General features: G+C 64.7%; 13 protein-coding genes and 1 riboswitch. Of the genes, 5 read left to right on the top strand and 8 right to left on the bottom strand.

What is annotated here, in order from left to right:
- Position 1: 1 nt before the first annotated feature.
- The 8 genes from nuoG to NKH95_RS29400 form a co-directional block, all read right to left on the bottom strand.
- On the bottom strand, positions 2-2,083 hold the full coding sequence (gene nuoG / locus NKH95_RS29435) for an NADH-quinone oxidoreductase subunit NuoG (RefSeq protein WP_352894069.1): 2,082 nt from the start codon (positions 2,081-2,083) through the stop codon (positions 2-4).
- Between the two features lie 73 nt (positions 2,084-2,156).
- A complete protein-coding gene (locus NKH95_RS29430) occupies positions 2,157-2,846 on the bottom strand; it encodes a helix-hairpin-helix domain-containing protein (RefSeq protein WP_023812384.1) in 690 nt (229 codons plus the stop codon).
- A 71-nt stretch (positions 2,847-2,917) separates the two neighbouring features.
- Positions 2,918-4,222 carry an NADH-quinone oxidoreductase subunit NuoF gene (nuoF, locus tag NKH95_RS29425; protein ID WP_023812385.1) on the bottom strand — a complete coding sequence of 435 codons (1,305 nt, stop codon included), beginning with the start codon at positions 4,220-4,222 and terminating at the stop codon, positions 2,918-2,920.
- A gap of 10 nt (positions 4,223-4,232) precedes the next feature.
- Positions 4,233-5,513: an NADH-quinone oxidoreductase subunit E gene (locus NKH95_RS29420; RefSeq protein ID WP_352894066.1), complete on the bottom strand. Its 1,281-nt coding sequence runs from the start codon at positions 5,511-5,513 to the stop codon at positions 4,233-4,235.
- The gene (locus tag NKH95_RS29415) at positions 5,514-6,704 is read right to left on the bottom strand and encodes an NADH-quinone oxidoreductase subunit D (protein ID WP_023812387.1); all 1,191 of its coding nucleotides are present in this window, start codon (positions 6,702-6,704) and stop codon (positions 5,514-5,516) included.
- Positions 6,705-7,307, bottom strand: coding sequence for an NADH-quinone oxidoreductase subunit C (locus NKH95_RS29410; RefSeq protein WP_127293230.1), 603 nt, complete (start codon positions 7,305-7,307; stop codon positions 6,705-6,707).
- Between the two features lie 4 nt (positions 7,308-7,311).
- A complete protein-coding gene (locus NKH95_RS29405; RefSeq protein WP_013531090.1) occupies positions 7,312-7,893 on the bottom strand; it encodes a NuoB/complex I 20 kDa subunit family protein in 582 nt (193 codons plus the stop codon).
- A complete protein-coding gene (locus tag NKH95_RS29400) occupies positions 7,884-8,249 on the bottom strand; it encodes an NADH-quinone oxidoreductase subunit A (protein ID WP_010910112.1) in 366 nt (121 codons plus the stop codon). The genes NKH95_RS29405 and NKH95_RS29400 overlap by 10 nt, the downstream gene beginning before the upstream one ends.
- Before the next feature lie 331 nt (positions 8,250-8,580).
- On the opposite strand from NKH95_RS29400, the gene NKH95_RS29395 reads away from it, so the two are divergent.
- From NKH95_RS29395 to cobG, 5 genes are all read left to right on the top strand, one after another.
- On the top strand, positions 8,581-9,780 hold the full coding sequence (locus tag NKH95_RS29395) for a winged helix-turn-helix domain-containing protein (protein ID WP_352894063.1): 1,200 nt from the start codon (positions 8,581-8,583) through the stop codon (positions 9,778-9,780).
- 30 nt (positions 9,781-9,810) lie between these two features.
- Positions 9,811-10,015: riboswitch (cobalamin riboswitch) on the top strand.
- Between the two features lie 38 nt (positions 10,016-10,053).
- Positions 10,054-10,482 (top strand): DUF1636 family protein, encoded by a 429-nt coding sequence (locus tag NKH95_RS29390; protein WP_352894061.1) that lies wholly within the window; start codon positions 10,054-10,056, stop codon positions 10,480-10,482.
- 2 nt (positions 10,483-10,484) lie between these two features.
- Positions 10,485-11,522, top strand: a complete 1,038-nt coding sequence (cobW, locus tag NKH95_RS29385) for a cobalamin biosynthesis protein CobW (protein WP_352894058.1) — start codon at positions 10,485-10,487, stop codon at positions 11,520-11,522.
- 18 nt (positions 11,523-11,540) lie between these two features.
- Positions 11,541-15,251: a cobaltochelatase subunit CobN gene (locus tag NKH95_RS29380; RefSeq protein WP_352894055.1), complete on the top strand. Its 3,711-nt coding sequence runs from the start codon at positions 11,541-11,543 to the stop codon at positions 15,249-15,251.
- Positions 15,248-16,759 carry a precorrin-3B synthase gene (gene cobG, locus NKH95_RS29375; protein ID WP_352894053.1) on the top strand — a complete coding sequence of 504 codons (1,512 nt, stop codon included), beginning with the start codon at positions 15,248-15,250 and terminating at the stop codon, positions 16,757-16,759. The genes NKH95_RS29380 and cobG overlap by 4 nt, the downstream gene beginning before the upstream one ends.
- Position 16,760: the final 1 nt, after the last annotated feature.

The following is a 16,760-nucleotide window of genomic DNA, read 5'->3' as shown; positions in this document are numbered from 1 at the left end:
CTTATTCCGCCGCCTGCTTGAAGCCGCTCTTGGCCAGTGCCGAGCATTCCGCCATCACGGCCGATGCCCGCGCGATCGGGTTGGTCAGGTAGAAATCCGTCACCGGCGACGTAAAGGTGCCCTTGTTCAGCCGCCCGCCGAGCTTCGCCACCCCAGCGATGTCCTCGGCATTGCCGGCCGCGACCTGGTCGATACGGGCCAGATGCGGGTATTCGCCATAGAGCTTGGCGCGCAGTTGCGGCAGCGAATCGAACGGCAGTTTCTTGCCCAGCACATCCGACAGTGCCCGCAGGATCGCCCAGTCCTCGCGAGCCTCGCCCGGCGCGAAGCCGGCGCGGTTGGTCTGCTGCACACGCCCTTCGGTGTTGACATAGGTGGCCGACTTTTCCGTGTAGGCGGCCGCCGGCAGGATGACATTGGCGCGGTGCGCGCCCTGATCGCCATGCGTGCCGATATAGACGACGAAGGCGCCGCCGGTCTTGGCCATGTCGATCTCGTCGGCGCCGAGCAGGAACAGGAGCTCCATTTCGCCCAGCATGCCGGCAACGTTTCTGCCGCCCTCGCCCGGCACGAAGCCGAGATCGAGACCGCCGACGCGCCCGGCCGCATTGTGCAGCACGGCAAAGCCGTTCCAATCCGCGCGGGCAGCGTTGACGGCGGCGGCGAGCTTGGCCGCCTGACCGAGCACGGCCGCGCCATCGGCGCGCGCCAGCGCGCCCTGGCCGACGATGATCAGCGGATGCGTCGCCTTCTTCAGCATCTGGAAGAACTTGCCATTGCCGTCAGCCAAATCCTTCAGCGAATCCGGTCCGGCGCCCAGCTGTTCGTAGTCGTAGCGTGTGTCGCCGACATCGCCGATGACGCCAACCGGCAGATTGCCGGTCCGCCAGCGCTTGCGGATACGGGCGTTGAGCACCGAGGCTTCATAGCGCGGGTTGGCGCCGATGATCAGCACCGCATCGGCCTGCTCGATGCCTTCGATGGTCGGGTTGAAGATGTAGCTCGCACGGCCGAGCGCCGGGTCGAGTGCGGCGCCATCCTGGCGGCAATCCGTATTCTTCGAGCCGAGCGAAGCCATCAGCAGCTTGAGCGCATAGGTTTCCTCGACGGCGGCGAGATCGCCCGCGATAGCGCCGATCTTTTCGGGCGCCGTCTTCGACACCGCGTCCTTGATCGCGGCGAAGGCCTCGGCCCAGCTGGTGGCAACCAGCCTGCCGTCCTTGCGCACATAGGGGCGGTCGAGACGCTGCGTGCGCAGGCCGTCCCAGATGAAGCGGGTCTTGTCGGAGATCCACTCCTCGTTCACCGCCTCGTTGACGCGCGGCAGGATCCGCATCACTTCGCGGCCCCGGCTATCGACGCGGATCGCCGAGCCGACCGCATCCATCACGTCGATGGATTCGGTCTTGGTCAGCTCCCACGGCCGCGCCTGGAAGGCGAATGGCTTCGAGGTCAGCGCGCCGACCGGGCAAAGGTCGATGACATTGCCCTGCAGCTCCGACGTCATCGCCTGTTCGAGATAGGTGGTGATCTCGGCATCCTCACCACGGCCGATCAGGCCCAGTTCGGAAATGCCGGCGACTTCGGTGGTGAAGCGGACGCAGCGCGTGCAGTGGATGCAGCGGTTCATCACCGTCTTCACCAACGGTCCGATGTATTTGTCTTCGACCGCGCGCTTGTTCTCGTGATAGCGCGAGGAATCGACGCCGAACGCCATCGCCTGGTCCTGCAGGTCGCATTCGCCGCCCTGATCGCAGATCGGGCAATCCAGCGGATGGTTGATCAGCAGGAACTCCATCACGCCTTCCCTGGCCTTCTTGACCATCGGCGTGTTGGTGAAGATTTCCGGCGCCTCGCCATTCGGCCCGGGACGCAGATCGCGCACGTTCATGGCGCAGGAGGCCTGGGGCTTGGGCGGCCCGCCCTTCACCTCGATCAGGCACATGCGGCAATTGCCGGCGATCGACAGCCGCTCATGGAAGCAGAAGCGCGGCACTTCCGCGCCAGCGTCTTCAGCCGCCTGCAGCAGCGTGTAGTGGTCGGGTACAGTGATCTCTTTCCCGTCGACCTTGAGCTTTGCCATTCGCCTCAAACCCCTGCGGAGTTCCCGCAATCTCTTTTTCCGGACGCGGTCGAGACCACGTCGGGCACTTCATTCACTTCTTGACGGCGAGCGCCGCCGCTTGGGCTGTCCAATCGTCGCGGCCGATGCGGCCGCCGAGCGACAGATAGTCCTCGACCCAGGCAACCTCTTGCGGCGTCCATGCCGCGATCTGGGCATACGTCCAGATGCCGAGGCCGTTGAGAACCTTTTCCAGCTTCGGCCCGATGCCCGAGATGGCCTTGAGATCCGCCGGTTTGGCCGGCTTCTCCATGGCGTTGGGCTGCCTGAAATCCTCGGGCATCAGCGCATCGCCGGCGCCGCCCGCAGCCGGAGCGGCATTCGCGGCCGGCACGGCAGTGGCGGCTTCCTTGGCGGCAATATCGGTGACCTCCCTGGCGAAGGACTGCGCCTCGGCGATCATGGTTTTCGCCGTCGCCCGCGCCTTAGTGGAGGAAGAGTTCGGATCGTCGAACTGCGCGACGCGCGCCTCGAAATCATCGACGATCGGCTGCAGCAGCCGTTGCGAGGCCTCAGTCGCTCCCGAAAGCGCGCCCAGCCAGACGCCGAAAGCGTGGTTGGCGAGCCCGAGGCCAAGCGCCGACATCGCCGCCGCACCCGCCACGGGATGCACGAAAAGGTTGACGGCGCTGGCCATCTCCTTCGGCATCATCCTGGTCAAGTCCTGGTTCATCTTCTCGATCTGGTCCAAATTGGGCATCAGCGGGTTCGAATACGGCGCCATAGAGTTCTCCTGGTCGTTTCTTCGTTCGCCCCGCCCTTCGCTGCGGACTTTCATCCGCATAAAACGTTATTCTATTCCGCCGCCACCATCACAGGCTCCGCCCGGTGCGCATTGCGCGAAAACTCGTCGATGCGCCGCTCCACTTCGCCGCGGAAATGCCGCATCAGGCCCTGGATCGGCCATGCCGCCGCGTCGCCCAGCGCGCAGATCGTGTGGCCCTCGATCTGCTTGGTGACGTCGAGCAGCATATCGATCTCGCGCTTCTGCGCCTCGCCGCGCACCAGCCGTTCCATCACCCGCCACATCCAGCCGGTGCCTTCGCGGCATGGCGTGCACTGGCCGCAGCTCTCGTGCTTGTAGAAGTAGGAAAGCCGCGCAATCGCTTTCACGACATCGGTCGACTTGTCCATGACGATGACAGCCGCGGTTCCAAGGCCGGATTTGAGGTCGCGCAAGGCGTCGAAATCCATCGGCGCGTCGATGATCTGCTCGGCCGGCACCAGCGGCACCGAGGCGCCACCCGGTATGACCGCCAAAAGATTGTCCCAGCCGCCGCGAATGCCGCCGCAATGCGTCTCGATGAGCTCGCGGAACGGGATCGACATCGCCTCCTCGACCGTGCACGGATTGTTGACGTGGCCGGAGATGCAAAACAGCTTGGTGCCGACATTGTTGGGCCGGCCGAAGGACGAGAACCAGGCCGCACCGCGGCGCAGGATGGTCGGCGCAACCGCGATCGATTCGACATTGTTGACCGTGGTCGGGCAGCCATAGAGGCCGACATTGGCAGGGAATGGCGGCTTCAGCCGGGGCTGGCCCTTCTTGCCTTCGAGGCTTTCGAGGAGCGCTGTCTCCTCGCCACAGATATAGGCGCCGGCGCCGTGGTGCATGTAGATGTCGAAATCGTAGCCGGACGTGTTGTTCTTGCCGATCAGCTTGGCCTCGTAGGCCTCCTCGATCGCGCGCTGCAGCGCCTCGCGCTCGCGGATGAACTCACCGCGCACATAGATGTAGGCGGCAATCGCGCCCATGGCGAAACCGGCAAGCAGCGCGCCCTCGACCAGCGTGTGCGGGTCGTTGCGCAGGATGTCGCGGTCCTTGCAGGTGCCGGGCTCGGATTCGTCGGCGTTGATGACGAGATAGCTCGGCCGGCCGTCGCTCTGCTTGGGCATGAACGACCATTTGAGCCCGGTCGGGAAGCCTGCGCCGCCGCGGCCGCGCAGGCCCGACGCCTTCATCTCGTTGACGATCCACTCGCGCCCCTTGGCAACGATGCCGGGCGTGTTGTCCCAGGCGCCGCGCGCCATCGCGCCGGCCAGCGACTTGTCGAACAGGCCGTAGATATTGGTGAAGATGCGGTCTTTATCCCCGAGCATTTTTCGTCCCTCAGACCGGCTTCTTGCCGAAGACGCGGATGTATTCGGCCACGCCACCCTTGGCGAGCGCCTTGGCCTGCTTGACCCAGTCGTCGCGATCGATGCGGCCCTGGAAAGAGAGATAGCCATCCACCCACTCGCGTTCGGCCTTCTTCCACGACGCGACCTGCGCGAAGGTAAAAATGCCCAGCGTATGCAGGATGCCCTCGATCTTGGGGCCGACGCCGGAGATCAGCTTTAGGTCATCGACCTGTACCGGTTTATCGATGCCGGCCGGACGGTTCTTATCCTCGAGCGACGGTTTGGCCGGCTTGGCTGCCGGTACCTTGACCTCCGGCGCCTTGAAGGCGGATGCCGGCTCGGCCTTGGTTATTGGACCGTTGCGCTGCTTGGAAACCTGCTCGACTTTGGAGTCTGCCTTGTTGGCATTGGCGGCCGAATGCAGTGGGGCGGCAACGCTCGCCGCTTTTTCGACCGCCGGCGCGACCTTGGTTTTCGAAGGCGTCTTCAATGCCGGGCTGGTTTCAGGGGCGTCGGTCTTCGGCTTGCTGGTGTTGGATGGTGCGACAGGGGCCGCACCCGGTGCCGGCACGGGCGCTGCGATGATCGCGTCGGGCGCCGCCCTGGCAGCCTTGGCTGCCTCCCTGGCTTCCCTTTCGCGGGTCGACTTGAGGATCGCCTTTTCGCTCTTCAGCGTGGTGAGGCCGGAGGCCGGCTCCGAGCCGGTGCGGCCGTTCTGCGGCCCCGGCGCCACCGACGCGCCCTTGCCGGCGCCGTATAGATCGATGATCTCGGCAAGCCGTTCCGGGGTGAGGTCTTCAAACGTGTCCTTGAAGATCATGACCATCGGCGCGTTGACGCAAGCGCCGAGGCATTCGACCTCTTCCCAGGACAAAGTGCCCTTGTCATTGGTGTGGAACTGATCGTGATGGATTTTGGAGCGGCAGACATCCATCAGCGCTTCCGAGCCGCGCAGCATGCAGGGCGTGGTGCCGCAGACCTGGATATGCGCACGCGTGCCGACCGGATTCAGCTGGTACTGCGTGTAGAAGGTCGCGACCTCGAGCCCGCGGATACGCGGCATGCCGAGCATGTCGGAGATCGTCTCGATCGCCGCCTTCGTCACCCAGCCTTCCTGCTCCTGCGCTATCATCAGCAAGGGAATGATGGCCGACTGTTCGCGACCCCTCGGATATTTCTTGATCCATTGCTTCGCAGCCGCGGCATTCGCCCGGTTGAAGGCGAAGGAGGCTGGCTGGACGCTGGCTTCTGCGAGACGGCGGACTGACATTTAGCGATCGACCTCACCAAACACGATGTCGAGGGAGCCGAGAACGGCGGTGACGTCGGCCAGCATGTGGCCGCGGCAGAGGAAATCCATCGCCTGCAGATGCGCGAAACCCGGCGCGCGCAGCTTGCAGCGGTAGGGCTTGTTGGAGCCGTCGGAGACGAGATAGACGCCGAATTCGCCCTTCGGCGCCTCGACCGCGGCGTAAACCTCGCCGGCTGGCACGCGATAACCCTCGGTGTAGAGCTTGAAGTGATGGATCAGCGCTTCCATCGAGCGCTTCATCGCCTGGCGCTTGGGCGGCACCACCTTGCCGTCGAGGTTCGACACCGGGCCGGTGCTTTCCTTGCCGAGCAAGAGATCGACGCACTGGCGCATGATCTTCGCCGACTGGCGCATTTCTTCCATGCGCACGAGGTAGCGGTCAAAGCAGTCGCCGTTCTTGCCGATCGGAATGTCGAAATCCATTTCCGAATAGCATTCATAGGGTTGCGACTTGCGCAGGTCCCAGGGTGCACCCGAGCCGCGCACCATCACACCCGAAAAACCCCAGGCCCAGGCATCGGCCAGCGAGACGATGCCGATATCGACATTGCGCTGCTTGAAGATGCGGTTGCCGGTCAGCAGCTGATCGAGGTCGTCGATCGACTTCAGGAACGGGTCGATCCACTTGCCGATGTCCTCGACCAGCTTCTGCGGCAGGTCCTGATGGACGCCGCCGGGACGGAAATAGGCGGCATGCATGCGCGAACCGGAGGCGCGCTCATAGAACACCATCAGCTTTTCGCGCTCGACGAAGCCCCACAGCGGCGGCGTCAGCGCGCCGACGTCCATAGCCTGCGTCGTCACATTGAGGATGTGCGACATGATGCGGCCGATTTCGCAATAGAGCACGCGGATCAGCTGCCCGCGCTTCGGCACTTCGATGCCGAGCAGGCGCTCGGCGGCGAGCGCGAAGGCGTGCTCTTGGTTCATCGGCGCGCAATAGTCGAGCCGATCGAGATAAGGGATCGCCTGCAAATAGGTTTTGGCTTCGATCAGCTTTTCGGTACCGCGATGCAAGAGCCCGATATGCGGATCGACGCGATCGACGACTTCGCCGTCCAGCTCCAGCACAAGGCGCAAAACGCCGTGCGCCGCAGGGTGTTGCGGGCCGAAATTGATGTTGAAGTTGCGGACCGAGGTTTCAGCCATTTACTGCTTTGCCTTCTCGTCACCCGGCAGCACGTAATCCGTACCTTCCCACGGGGACAAAAAATCGAAATTGCGGAATTCCTGCTTGAGCTCGACCGGCTCATAGATGACGCGCTTGGCCTCGTCGTCGTACCGCACCTCGACGAATCCGGTCAGCGGGAAATCCTTGCGTAGCGGATGGCCTTCGAAACCGTAGTCGGTCAGCAGGCGACGCAGATCGGGATGGCCCGAAAACAGCACGCCGTAGAGATCGTAGGTCTCGCGCTCGAACCAGTCGGCGCCGGGGAACACGCCGGTGATCGACGGCACCATGGTTTCCTCGTCGGCCTGCACCTTGACGCGGATGCGCACATTCTGCTTCGGCGACAACAGATGATAGACGACGTCGAAGCGCTTGGCCCGCGACGGATAGTCGGCGCCGCAGACGTCGATGATCGAGATGAACTGGCAGCGCGCATCGTCGCGCAGGAAGGTCATCACCTCGACCAGATCGCGCGGCTCGACGTGAACGGTAAGCTCGCCATAGGCAAGCACCCCGTCACTGAAGCGGCCAGGCAGCTTCTCGCCGAGATAGGTCGACAGTTCGCTCAGGGATGCGGTCATGGATTTACCGTTCGATCGTGCCGGTGCGGCGGATTTTCTTCTGCAGCAGAAGAATGCCGTACAGCAACGCTTCGGCGCTCGGCGGACAGCCGGGCACATAGATGTCGACCGGCACGATGCGGTCGCAGCCGCGCACTACCGAATAGGAATAATGGTAGTAGCCGCCGCCATTGGCGCAGGAGCCCATCGAGATGACGTAGCGCGGTTCCGGCATCTGGTCGTAGACCTTGCGCAGCGCCGGCGCCATCTTGTTGGTCAGCGTGCCGGCGACGATCATGATGTCGGACTGGCGCGGGGACGCACGCGGCGCGACGCCGAACCGCTCCGAATCATAGCGTGGCATCGAGGTGTGGATCATCTCGACCGCGCAGCAAGCGAGGCCGAACGTCATGAACATCAGCGACCCGCTGCGCGCCCAGGTGATGAGCGCCTCGGTCGAAGTGACCAAAAAGCCCTTGTCGGCCAACTCATTGTTGATCTCGAGGAAGAAGGGATCGTCCTCCCCCACCGGCCTGCCGGTGTTGGGATCGATAATACCCTTGGGCTTCGGCGCGACGAGGGTGCCTGAACTGTCGTTCAATCCCATTCCAGCGCTCCTTTTTTCCATTCATAGGCAAAGCCGATGGTCAGCACCGCCAAAAACACCATCATCGACCAGAAACCGAGCATGCCGATCTTCGAAAACGACACCGCCCACGGAAACAGGAAGGCCACTTCCAGGTCGAAGATGATGAACAGGATCGACACCAGGTAGAAACGGATGTCGAACTTCATGCGCGCGTCGTCGAACGAGTTGAAACCGCACTCGTAGGCGGAAAGCTTTTCGGGATCGGGATTGCGATAGGCCACCAGGAAGGGTGCGGCCAGCAACGCCAGGCCGACAACCAGCGCCACGCCTATGAACAGGACGATGGGCAGGTATGAGCTCAAGAGTGCGTTCATGCTCGGCTTTCCGTTGGCGCCAATCCACTTTGATTACAGCACCGGACCCTAATGCGGAAGCGTGACAGTTTAACCGCTGAACCGTTTTAAGGGCCTATGCTGCAACGCGGCGAGGGTTAGCGCAGCACTTCCAGCGAAGCAAGTCAAACCTTGTTCAAAACACCGACCTGGACGGCATATCGCGGCAAACTGGTCCGATCCGCTCCTGTTTGATTTCCTTCGCTTTTTACTCCACTTTTCTCTCCTGACATGGATGCCGCCAAAACCCTGCTAGCATGGGTTGGAATCAGCCATTCGACCCTCGGTCAAAACACTTCAAAGTGATGCCTGCATGAAGGAAAAGATCTCGCTCCCCACGGCCCGTCGCATCGCGCTTGCCGCCCAGGGGTTTCTCGATCCCCGCCCGACCGGCACGCCTGACCGCCGACATTTTGCCCGCACCCTCTCCCGCACCGGCCTGCTGCAGATCGATTCCGTCAGCGCGGTGGTGCGCGCTCATTATATGCCGCTCTATTCGCGCCTTGGCCCCTACCCGTTCTCGCTGCTCGACAACGCGGCCGTGGCGCGCAAGCGCACGGTTTTCGAATACTGGGGGCACGAGGCCTCCTTCCTGCCGGTCGAGACATACCCGCTGATGCGCTGGCGCATGCAGCGCGCCGAGCGCGGCGACGAAATGTATCTGGGCCTCGCCAAATGGGGCCGCGAGCACGCCGCCTACATCGAAGAGATCTACCGCCAGGTCGCCGAGCGCGGCCCGATCGCCGCTTCCGCGCTCGAAGGCCAGAAAGGCTCGGGCGGCTGGTGGGGCTGGAGCCATGCCAAGCACGCCTTCGAATGGCTGTTCTGGGCCGGGCGCATCACCACGGCGCACCGCCGCGGTTTCGAGCGCTTCTATGACCTGCCCGAACGCGTGCTGCCGCAGGCGATCCTCGATCTGCCGGTACCGACGCCTGAGGACGCGCACCGCGAATTGCTGCGCATTTCCGCCCGCGCCCACGGCGTGGCGACTTCAGGCGATTTGCGCGATTATTTCCGGCTGTCGCCGGCCGACATGAAAGGCCGGTTGGAGGAACTGGTTGAAACGGGCGAGCTGCTGCCGGTGCGTGTCGAAGGTTGGGACAAGCCGGCCTATCTTCATAAAGACGCCCGCCTGCCGCGCAAAGTCGAGGCCCGCGCCCTGCTGGCGCCGTTCGATCCGGTCGTCTTCGAGCGGTCGCGCACCGAGCGGCTGTTCGATTTCCACTACCGCATCGAGATCTACACGCCGGCCGACAAGCGGCAATATGGCTATTATGTCCTGCCGTTCCTGCTCGGCGACAGGATCGTGGCACGCGTCGACCTCAAGGCCGACCGTCCGGCCAGCATACTGCGCGTCCATGCGGCCTATGCGGAGCCCGGTGCACCGCCTGAAACCGCTGCAGAGCTGTTCGAGGAATTGAAGCAGATGCAGGGCTGGCTCGGACTCGAACGCATCGAAGTGACGCCTGCCGGGGATTTGGGTCCGGCGCTGGCCGACATCGCCGTGTCGTAAGCTCGCGTTGACACCGCCGCCCGCAAAAGCCTAAATCCGGTTCCAGATGGTCCCTTGCCCGCAACGGCAAGGGCTAAGAGGGAATGCGGTGCGGGGCAAAATCCCAAATCCGCGGCTGTCCCCGCAACTGTAAGCGAAGAGCCAAGGCCGAAAGCCACTGGGGAGTTCCCGGGAAGGCGGCTACCCAAGGCGATGACTCGCGAGCCAGGAGACCTGCCGTCTGCGACTTTAGAATCCGATCGCCCGGCGGGTTTCCGGGCAAGGAGCCCGATCTTGGACCACGACAGCAGTTTTTCGGCTGGCACAGCGGATATTTCGTCCGGCCATGATGATGCCTTGGCCGGCGTCACCATCATCGTCTGCGCCTCCTGCCGCAATGAGACCGGCTCCGACGCCCATCCCCGTGCCGGCGAATTGCTGGCGGACGACACGCGCCGCGCCGCATCTGGCGACGATATTCGCATCCGCAGCGTCGAATGCCTCGGCAATTGCAAGCGGCGCCTCAGCGCCGCCATCCTGCGCGACGGCTGCTGGAGCTATGTCTTCGGCGACCTGACCACGACCAGCGGCGCCGACCTCGTGACAGGCGCCAAGCTCTTCGCCACCTCGAAGGACGGCCTGATTCCATGGCGCGGCCGCCCCGATAGCCTGAAGCGTGGCCTCGTTGCCCGCATCCCTCCCCTCGACCTGTTGAAGGACTGATCATGACTGCTTCCGTCTCGCGCGTTCCCTGCACCGTCGTCACCGGCTTCCTCGGCGCCGGCAAGACGACGCTGGTCCGCCATCTCCTGGAAAACGCCGGCGGCAAGCGTATTGCCATCATCGTCAACGAATTCGGCGACATCGGCATCGACGGCGAGATTTTGAAGGGCTGCGGCATCGACACCTGCCCGGAGGAAAACATCGTCGAACTGGCCAATGGCTGCATCTGCTGCACCGTCGCCGACGATTTCGTCCCGGCGCTCGACAAGATCCTCGCGCTGACGCCGAGGGTCGACCATATCCTGATCGAAACCTCGGGCCTGGCGCTGCCCAAGCCGCTGGTCCAGGCGTTCCAGTGGCCGAGCGTGAAGAGCCGCGTCACAGTCGATGGCGTCATCGCCGTGGTCGACGGCCCGGCATTGGCCGAAGGCCGCGTCGCCAACGACATGGACGCCCTGCAGGCGCAGCGCGCCGGGGACGAGACGCTCGATCACGACGATCCGGTGGAAGAGGTGTTCGAGGACCAGATCGCCTGCGCCGACCTGATCATCCTGTCGAAGAGCGACCTGATGGACGCCGCCGGCACCGCCCGCGCCAATGCCATCATTGGCGAACACTCCGCCCGCGCGGTGAAGATCGTGCCGACGTCGCATGGCAAGGTCGATCCCTCCGTGCTGCTCGGGCTCGGTCTGGCCGTCGAGGACGACATCGAAAACCGCAAGTCCCATCATGACGGCGCATTCGACCACGAGCATGACGACTTCGACACGTTCATCGTCGACATTGCCTCGATCGCCAATCCCGATGAGCTGGCAAAGCGTGTCGCCACCGTCGCCGAAGAAGAAAACGTGCTGCGTGTAAAAGGCTTCGTCGAGGTCGGCGGCAAGCCGATGCGGCTGTTGCTGCAGGCTGTCGGGCCGCGCGTCAACCACTACTATGACCGCGCCTGGACGGTGCAGGACGACCGCCGTTCGCGCCTCGTCGTCATCGGCCTGAAGGGGCTGAACCGCCCGGCGATCGAGCGTATACTCGCCGGCTGATTTCGGACACGGGTTGCGATGCACATCCTCACCACGACATCCGCCTCGCTCGACGACCTCGCCGAGCCGGTCGATCTGCGGCAGACGCCGGCGGATATCGTGGCCCTGTCCTTCACCGACAGCGACCTCGCCGGACTGGCGGCAGCCTGGAAGGCCGATGCCGGCCGCCTGCCCTCGATGCGGCTGGCTGCCCTGCGTGACCTGCGCCATCCCATGTCCGTCGACCTCTGGGTCGACAGCGTCGCCCGCCACGCCGAGGTCATCCTCGTGCGCATCCTCGGCGGCTACGACTGGTGGCGCTACGGCTGCGACCAGCTTGCCTCGACCGCTCGCGCACACGGCATAAAGCTGGCGCTGCTGCCCGGCGAATGCCGCGACGAGGATCTGCGCCTGATCGAAGCCTCGACGCTGCCGCGCGAGGAGCTCGATGGCCTGCTCGACTATTTCCGCGAGGGCGGCCCGGCGAATATGAGCGCGCTGGTGCGGAGATTGGCGGGGCTGGCTGGATCGGATGCGGACGTAGCAGAGCCGGTTCCAGTGCCGAAAGCCGGGTTTTATGAGCCAGGACTTGGGGTCGTTGGTGATCCTTCACACCCCCCTCTGTCCTGCCGGACATCTCCCCCGCAAGGGGGGAGATCGGACTTCATCAAAGCCGGCTCTTTTCCCGTTTCATTAGAAGCTGACGCGTCCGCAACCTCGACAATTGGCGAAATCTCCAATGACAGCGCAATCTCCCCCCTTGCGGGGGAGATGTCCGGCAGGACAGAGGGGGGTGTGAAGGAACTCGACGCTGACAACGTCAACGCTCCTATCATCCCCATCCTGTTCTATCGCTCGATGCTATTGGCCGCCGATGTCGCGCCCATCGATGCGCTTTTCCACGCGCTCCGCCAGCGCGGCATCAATCCGGTCCCCATCTTCGTCTCCAGCCTCAAGGACCCCTCATCCCTGGCGTTCGTGGAAACCGCACTCGCCGCGCTCAAACCCGCCGCCATCATCACCGCGACCGCTTTCGCGTCCGGCGCCGAACCCGGCATTGAAACCCTGTTCGACCGCGCCGGCGTACCGGTCTTCCAGGTCATCGTCGCCACCACCCGCCGCGACATCTGGGAGACCAACCAGCGCGGCCTGGCGCCCGCCGACCTCGCCATGCATGTCGTGCTGCCCGAACTCGACGGCCGCATCCTGGCCGGCGCCATTTCCTTTAAGGGCGAGAGCGAGATCGATCCAGCACTTGGCCACCGCGCCTTTGCCAACCGGCCGGAACCGGATCGTGTGGCGCAAGTGGCTGACCGCGTCGCGGCCTTTATCCGCCTGCAGGAGACAGCCCGCGCCGAACGCAAGCTGGCCATCCTGATGCCGGATTATCCCAGTGCCCCCGGCCGCACCGGCTACGCCGTGGGTTTGGATGTCCCGTCCAGCGTGCTGGCCATGCTGCAGGACCTCAGCGAACAGGGCTATGTCGTTGAGGGGATTCCGCAAACGCCGCGTGAGTTGCTGGCGCGGCTGGGCCAGGGCGGGCATGGCTTGGCCTTGAGGGATTATGTGGAGTTCTCGAAGGCATTGCCGTCTGCAGCAATTGCTGCCGTAGATGCAGCTTGGAAGGCTGAATATGAGATAGGTTTGTGCGAGGCACCCCCCTCTGTCCTGCCGGACATCTCCCCCGCAAGGAGGGAGATCGGCAGTTCCGCCATCGGCGCTCATTCTGCGACGTTCGTAGCTGGCGAAAGCGGCAATGAGAGCTCAATCTCCCCCCTTGCGGGGGAGATGTCCGGCAGGACAGAGGGGGGCGCCTCGCGCCAAAGCTTCCCCTTCCGCGCTGCCACCTTCGGCAACATCACGGTCGCCCTCGCCCCAGACCGCGGCCGCTCCGCCGACCGCCGCGCCGACTACCACGACCCGACGCTGCCGCCGCGCCATGCGCTGATCGCCTTCGGCCTGTGGCTGCGCAAATCGCTCGGCGTCCATGCGCTCGTCCATGTCGGCGCGCATGGCACGCTGGAATGGCTGCCGGGCAAGACCGTTGCGCTTTCGGAGAACTGCTTTCCCGAGATCGTCACCGGCGCCTTGCCCGTCATCTATCCCTTCATCGTCTCCAACCCAGGCGAAGCGGCGCAAGCCAAGCGCCGCATCGCCGCCGTCACCCTTGGCCATCTGCCACCGCCGCTGACCGGCGCCGGGCTCGACGAGAACCAGCACAAGCTCGAACGGTTGGTCGACGAATATGCCCAGGCCGACGGGCTCGACCGCCGCCGCCGAGACCGTCTGGCGAAACTGATCGTCGACACCGCGCAAAAGACCGGTCTCGCCTCAGCCGGCGTCGCCACGACCGACGCGCCTGACGAAGCGTTGCGCCGCATCGACGCCTGGCTCTGTGACCTCAAGGATTTTGCCATCAAGGACGGGCTGCATATCTACGGCCGCGCTCCGGAGGATGAGCCCGACGCCATGCGGCGACAAAGCGCTGAAGCCGAGAAAGCGGCGCTGCTCGCCGCGCTCGATGGCCGCCACGTCAAGGCCGGCCCGGCCGGCGCGCCCGCGCGGGGTCGCTCGGACGTTCTGCCCACCGGCCGCAACCTGTTCACCTCGGACCCGCGCACCATACCGACGCCGACCGCCTACGATCTGGGCAAGGCAGCGGCGGAGGAAGTCGTGCGCGGCTACATGCAGTCGCATGGCGACTGGCCGCGCTCGCTGGTCATCGATCTCTGGGGCTCGGCATCGCTGCGCACCGGCGGCGAGGAGATCGCGCAAGGCCTGGCGCTGATGGGCTGCCGACCGCAATGGGATTCGGCGACCGGCCGCATCACCGGCATCGAGGTGCTACCGCCGGCCGCGCTCGGCCGCCCGCGCGTCGATGTCACCTGGCGCATATCCGGCCTTTTTCGCGACATGTTCCCGACCCAGATCGCGCTGATCGATGCCGCCGCCAACGCGGTAGCCGCCCGCGACGAGGACGATACGGAAAACCCGCTCGCGGCCAAAACCCGTGCCGATGGCAAGCTCAGCCCGCGCATCTTCGGCACCTCGCCCGGCACCTATGGCGCCGGCGTCGAGGATATCTTGTCCTCCGGCAACTGGGCCGCGCGCGAAGAAATCGGCCGCGCCTATCTCGACGCCACCTCGCACGCCTATGGCGGCGCAGAAGGAGAAGGCATTTCGGCGCCCGGCGCCTTCGAAGGCCGCATCGCCGAAGCCGATCTTCTCGTCCACACCGGCGACGACCCCGGCCGCGACATCCTCGAGGGCTCCGCCGACGTCGCCTTCATCGGCGGCTTTTCGGCCGCCTTGGCAACGCTCGGCAGGAATGCCGACGTCATCGTGCTCGACACCACGGACCCGCAAAAGCCGAAGCCGCGCTCGGTCAGCGAAGCCGTATCGCGGGTGGTGCGCGCCCGCGCCGTCAATCCACGCTTCATTGCAGGCCAGATGCGCCACGGCCCACGCGGCGCCTCCGAATTTGCCGAAACCGTCGACCGGCTGGTCGGCTTTGCCGAAACCACACACGCCATTTCGGGAACGCTGATCGAGGCGGTTCATGACGCCTATCTCGGCGATCCACTGGTCCGCGCCTTCATCCTGCGCGAGAACCCCGCCGCTGCCAAAGTCATCGCCGAGCGCTTCCTGTCGGCGCGACGGCGTGGCCTCTGGCATCCCTTGCGCAATTCCATCGACGACGATCTCGCCGCCCTGATTGCCGAGGCAGAAGCGCTTGGGGTGGCGGCATGAACGCCTTCTCGCGCCGCGGCGCCTGCCCGGCTTTGTCGGCGCCAATGCAAACCGGCGACGGGCTTTTGGTGCGGCTCAACCCGGTCGCTGGAGGCCCATCTTCTGGAGGATTGTCGCCGAAGCTTTTGATCGGGTTAGCCGAATCGGCTTTGCGGCATGGCAACGGCATCATGGAAGTGACAGCGCGCGGCAGCCTGCAGATACGCGGCCTGACGGCGGAAAGCGCGGCGCTGCTGGCGGCGGAGGTCGATGCGCTTGATATCGCGGTGCGCACCGGCGTGCCGGTCGAGACCGGGCCGCTGGCCGGCATCGATCCGCAAGAGATTGCCGATCCCCGGCCGCTGGCGGAGCGGATCAGGGCGGCAATTGAAGAGGCTGGGCTGACGCAACGGCTGGGGCCGAAGGTTTCGGTGATTGTCGATGGTGGCGGGCAGCTTGGGTTGGATGCGGTCACGGCCGATGTGAGGCTGAAGGCGGTGCGGGCCAGCGCTGGCGTGCTGTGGGCTGTGTCTGTTTCAGGTGACGGCCAAAGCGCGAGGCCGCTTGCGACGGTCGATGACGATGTAGCGCGCGATATTGCCGTTGCGGTGCTCAGGATGATTGCCGAGAAGAGTCGGGAGGCGCATGCGAGGGATTTGACGGACCGCCAATTGGCCTCTCTCGCAGGTTGGCACTCCGTCACACCCCCCTCTGTCCTGCCGGACATCTCCCCCGCAAGGGGGGAGATCGGCAGTTCCGACGCCGGCTCTCGTCCTGCAACATCGGCGGTGGACGTGACGTCGGCAATTGGCGAAAGCGCCGATGACGGCTCAATCTCCCCCCTTGCGGGGGAGATGTCCGGCAGGACAGAGGGGGGTGTGCAGGATCGCCGACCTATCGGTCTTTTCTCTTTATCGACCGACCACGCCCTCGGCATCGCCCTCCCCTACGGCAGCATGCCGGCGGACAAAATCATCTCTCTCGCCCAGAGTGCCCTCACCCTCGGCACCACCGAAATCCGCCTCGCCCCCGGCCATGCCCTGCTTTTCCTTGGTCAACCAACCGCCGCCAACCAAACCCTTCAGCACACCGCCGCCACCCTCGGCTTCGTCACCGCCCCCACCGACCCGCGCACGCGCATCGCCGCTTGCCCCGGCACACCGGCCTGCGCCTCCGGCCGCATCGCCACGCGCGACATTGCCGAGACGATTGCCGCTGAAACTGCCGACATCCCAGACCTCACCCTGCACATTTCCGGATGCGCCAAGGGCTGCGCCCACCCCGGCGTGGCGGCGTTAACAATAGTCGGCGGCGAAAACGGAGCCGGACTTGTCGTGAACGCGACGGCAAAGGCTCTTCCTGCCGGCTACAGGCCGGGCTATGACGCCGCGCGCGGCATCAGCCGCGTCGCGGCAATGATCCGCAGCGCACGATATCAAGGCGAAACCGCCGCCGCTTGCCTGACAAGGCTCGGGCCGGTGGCAATCGCCGAGGCTTACCGACAGGCCCAAACTGAAAAACGGAAATGAG

The sequence above is a fragment of the Mesorhizobium sp. M0848 genome, assembly GCF_040319805.1.
Classification (GTDB): domain Bacteria; phylum Pseudomonadota; class Alphaproteobacteria; order Rhizobiales; family Rhizobiaceae; genus Mesorhizobium.
Note: the sequence above shows the minus strand (reverse complement) of the source record. Positions and strands in the feature narration are given on the sequence as shown.